The 4,228-nt window shown below is 60.0% G+C and carries 5 protein-coding genes; 3 read left to right on the top strand and 2 right to left on the bottom strand.

Annotated features, from left to right (window positions below):
- Together ABYT07_RS19385 and ABYT07_RS19380 are read right to left on the bottom strand one after the other, a co-directional pair.
- Positions 1-487: phosphatidylglycerophosphatase A (locus tag ABYT07_RS19385; RefSeq protein WP_372993660.1), on the bottom strand; the 487-nt coding region annotated here is incomplete at its 3' end.
- On the bottom strand, positions 484-1,623 hold the full coding sequence (locus ABYT07_RS19380) for a bifunctional 2-C-methyl-D-erythritol 4-phosphate cytidylyltransferase/2-C-methyl-D-erythritol 2,4-cyclodiphosphate synthase (RefSeq protein WP_372993659.1): 1,140 nt from the start codon (positions 1,621-1,623) through the stop codon (positions 484-486). The genes ABYT07_RS19380 and ABYT07_RS19385, both read right to left, overlap by 4 nt.
- Before the next feature lie 182 nt (positions 1,624-1,805).
- On the opposite strand from ABYT07_RS19380, the gene dusB reads away from it, so the two are divergent.
- The 3 genes from dusB to ABYT07_RS19365 all read left to right on the top strand — a co-directional run.
- Positions 1,806-2,792, top strand: coding sequence for a tRNA dihydrouridine synthase DusB (gene dusB / locus ABYT07_RS19375; RefSeq protein ID WP_372993658.1), 987 nt, complete (start codon positions 1,806-1,808; stop codon positions 2,790-2,792).
- A complete protein-coding gene (locus ABYT07_RS19370) occupies positions 2,792-3,898 on the top strand; it encodes a nitrogen regulation protein NR(II) (protein WP_372993657.1) in 1,107 nt (368 codons plus the stop codon). Before dusB ends, ABYT07_RS19370 begins: the two co-directional genes overlap by 1 nt.
- A 1-nt stretch (position 3,899) precedes the next feature.
- On the top strand, positions 3,900-4,228 hold a 329-nt coding region (locus ABYT07_RS19365; RefSeq protein ID WP_372993656.1), incomplete at its 3' end, for a response regulator.

Below are 4,228 nucleotides of genomic sequence, written 5' to 3'. Positions count from 1 at the left end.
GAAGGCCATGATACAGACCCGCCAATGCGATCACGCAGATCAGCGCAAAGATTCCGGCAATCACATCGTCCAGCATCACACCCAACGCATCACCGCGCCGGTCAGCCCAGCCCACCAGCAGCGGTTTCCAGATGTCGAACAAGCGAAACAAGGCAAACGCAGCAATCCAGCCCGGCCACATCACAAGGATGTTCAACCCCATTGACCACGCCGCATAGCTTAGCGGCAAAAGCGCTATCCACTGGCCTGCAACCTCGTCGATCACGATTTCGGAGGGGTCATGATCGTCGGAACCAGCGGTCATCTGCGCCGTCGCCCACCAGCCGCCCGCAAAGGCGACGATGATGCCGACAACCAGCAACGGAAATCCGCCAATGACATGCAGCAACCACCCCCAAGGCAGCGCGACAAGCGACCCCCAGGTGCCGGGGGCAGGGCGGATATATCCAACGCCCAGAACAGTGCCGATCAGTTTCGCAAGTTTCATAGTTTCACCAATGTTGCTGTGGCCATGCAGGCGATGCCTTCGCCGCGACCGGTAAAGCCAAGCCGTTCCGATGTGGTCGCCTTGACCGACACCCGCGCGATTTCAAGCCCGAGATATTCAGCCATCACGCGCCTCATTTCGGCCGCATGGGGGCCGACCTTGGGATATTCGCAAATCAACGTGCAATCGACATGGGTCAGGGTGAACCCTTGGCTGCGGGCAAGACCCGCTGCGTGGCTTAGGAAAATGTGGCTTTCAGCGCCTTTCCACTGTGGATCACTGGGCGGAAAATGCTGGCCGATATCGCCCATCGCAAGCGCGCCGTAAATCGCATCCGTCACCGTATGCATCCCCACATCAGCATCAGAGTGGCCCACAAGCCCCTGATCATGCGGTATTTTCACGCCGCACAAGGTCACGTGATCGCCGGGGCCAAAGGCGTGCACGTCAAAGCCGTTGCCTGTGCGAATATCCAATGCGGTCTCCAATATGCGGGCTGCGCGGGTCAGATCGCCCGGCACGGTGATTTTCAGGTTATCGGCGCTGCCGGGGGTGATGGCAACGGCCATTCCCGCCGCACGCGCCACTTCGACGTCATCGGCGGCAATGCCGTCGAATGTTGAATGGGCCAGCCGGATCGCAGCCGCATCAAAGCCCTGCGGTGTCTGGGCGGCAAACAGCGCGGTCCGGTCTTGGGTGCCTGCGACTTCGCCATCTTCGCCCAGCCAAAGCGCGTCGGTGACGGGCAGGCCGGGGGCTGCGGCAGGCCCATCCCCTAGGGCGTCGATCACCGCATCAATCACTTGGGCAGAAACACACGGACGGGCCGCATCATGGATCAACACCTGATCCGCCACCATAACAGCCAGACCGTTGCGCACCGATTCTGCGCGGTTTGCGCCGCCTTGCGCGATGACACAGCCCTGTGCCGCAAATTCCGGCGCATGGGCCATATCAGACGGGCTTAGGACGATGATGATCTGGCTGATCGCCGGATGGCGTTGAAACGCTGCCAGACTATGGTCGATCACCCGTTTACCGCAAAGCTCTTGCCACTGTTTTGCCACGGGACCGCCAGCGCGGGTGCCGCTCCCGGCGGCAACGATCAAAGCGGCAATTCTTGGCGGTATTGTCATGCGTGGCCCCCCTTGTTTTGTACGATATTTCTACGCATTGACGTGGTCAGGCGCAACGCCCTGCAATAACTGCCTGAAAATTAAGCACAGGGCGCGCAAAATCCTCGCAATCTGCGCTGGATTTGTTGAGTTCACCCCAACAGGGGGATACACCAAGGACAACTGCACAAGGATTAAGCGTTTTGGCCCTGCCTGATCTGCCTTTTACTCTCAACCCGCCTGTTTTGCTGGCACCCATGGCGGGGATCACAGATTTACCCTACCGCAACCTGGTCGCGTCCTTTGGGGCGGGTCTGGTGGTGTCTGAAATGGTCGCCAGCGAAGACATGATTAATGCGCGCCCCGGCACCCGAGAAAAAGCAGAACTGGGGTTGGGCATCGAAGGGACCGCCGTGCAACTTGCCGGTCGCCAAGCCGCCCCCCTGGCCGAAGCCGCCCGCATGGTCGAAGCCCAAGGCGCGCGCATTATCGACATCAACATGGGCTGTCCGGCCAAGAAGGTCACCCAAGGCTATTCCGGCTCTGCGCTAATGCGCACGCCCGATTACGCCCTAACCCTGATCGAAGCGGTGGTGAATGCCGTCAAAATACCAGTGACACTGAAAACTCGCCTTGGCTGGGATGACGCAATGCTGAATGCGCCCCAGATCGCCGCCGCCGCCGAGGCCGCTGGCATCACGATGATCACCATCCACGGACGCACGCGCTGCCAGTTCTACAAAGGCTCGGCGGACTGGGCTGCGATCGCCAAGGTCAAGGATGCCGTGTCTGTGCCGGTTATTGCCAATGGTGATATCATAAGCAGTGACACCGCCCGCTTGGCGCTAAGGCAGTCGGGTGCCGACGGGGTGATGGTCGGGCGCGGGTCACAAGGGCGACCTTGGATCTTGGCGGAAATCGCCCATCAGCTGTATGGCACGCCTGCGCCGGTCGTGCCGCAAGGCGCTGATTTTGCGCGCATGGTTGGCGATCACTACGATGAAATCATCCGCTTTTACGGGGTCACAATCGGCCTGCGCGCCGCGCGTAAACATCTGGGCTGGTACATGGACCTTTGCGCCACGCCGCGTGATTTGCGCCGGTCAATCCTGACGGCCGCTGATGTGCAGACCGTTCAAACCTTGATCCCTTCGGCCATGCACCCCGGCCATGATTTGGTGGCCGCATAATGGATGATAATACGATCTTCAGTTCACTGCCGGTCCCTGCGGTGCTGATCGGGCCCGATGACAAAATACTGGACATGAACTCCGAAGCAGAGGGGTTCCTGAACGCATCGGCCAAATCCGCCAAGGGCATGCCGGTCTGGGATATGGTCGCCGTTGATGCCCCGCTCGAGGAAGGCTTTGCCCGCGCGCGCGAGAACGGGACACCGTTGTTCGTCAATGACGTGGATGTCGGCAGCGGCCAGCGCGCACCTTTGCAATGCGCCCTGCATCTGGCCGCCTTGGCAGGGACCGAGGGCAAGATGATCATGATGATCACCCCGCGCGAACTTGCCGGGCGCATGACCCAGAACAATTCGGTGAAATCGGCGGCTAAATCGGCAATCGGCATGGCCGAGATGCTGGCCCACGAGATCAAGAACCCGCTGGCAGGCATCACCGGCGCGGCGCAATTGCTCAGCATGAATTTGAACGCCGAAGACCTTGAGCTAACCGATCTGATCGTCGCGGAATCGCGCAGGATCGTGAAACTGCTCGAACAGGTTGAACAGTTCGGCAATCTGTTGCCGCCCGAACGCAGTTCAATGAACCTGCATGATGTTTTGGACCGCGCCCGCCGCTCTGCGTTGCTGGGGTTCGGGGCACGCATGCGGATCATCGAAGATTACGATCCGTCCTTGCCCCATGCCTTGGGCGACAAGGATCAGTTGTTGCAGGTGATTTTGAACCTGTTGAAAAACGCATCCGAAGCGGCGGGCGATCAAGGCGGCACAATCCGTCTGCACAGCTATTACGAACATTCGTTTCGCATGCGCCGCTCTGATGGGACCGGCCAGTCGTTGCCCTTGCAGATCGAGGTGATTGATGATGGCCCCGGTCTGCCCGAAGGCATCCGCGCTGACATCTTCGAACCGTTTGTGTCGGGCCGCGAGAACGGCACCGGTCTTGGCCTTGCCTTGGTCAGCAAGATCATTTCCGATCACGATGGCTGGATTTCGGTCAATTCGGTCCCCGGCAAAACAGTTTTCCGCATTTCGCTGCCCCGCGCTGACACTGCGCAAACGGGCACCGCGCAAATTGCCCCCCTTGCACCCCAACAGGAGATATAAAATGGATGGTACAGTTCTGGTCGCCGATGACGACCGCACTATCCGCACCGTTCTGACGCAGGCGCTGACACGGGCCGGGTGCAAGGTACATGCCACATCAAGCCTGACCACGCTGATGCGGTGGGTCGGCGAGGGCAAAGGCGATGTCGTCATCTCGGACGTGGTGATGCCCGACGGCAATGGCCTTGAGATGCTGCCAAAGATTGCACAGGATCGCCCCGGCCTGCCGGTGATTGTGATTTCTGCGCAAAATACCATCATGACCGCGATCAAGGCCGCCGAGGCCGAGGCCTATGATTATCTGCCCAAACCGTTCGATCTGCCCGACCT

It is taken from the genome of Sulfitobacter sp. (assembly GCF_041552635.1).
GTDB lineage: Bacteria > Pseudomonadota > Alphaproteobacteria > Rhodobacterales > Rhodobacteraceae > Sulfitobacter.
This window is presented reverse-complemented; position numbering and strand designations above follow the sequence as displayed.

Excerpts from the sequence above, each read along its gene's own strand:
- ABYT07_RS19370 (WP_372993657.1), top strand. The coding sequence starts at position 2,792 with ATGGATGATAATACGATCTTCAGTTCACTGCCGGTCCCTGCGGTGCTG.
- ABYT07_RS19380 (WP_372993659.1), bottom strand. The coding sequence starts at position 1,623 with ATGACAATACCGCCAAGAATTGCCGCTTTGATCGTTGCCGCCGGGAGC.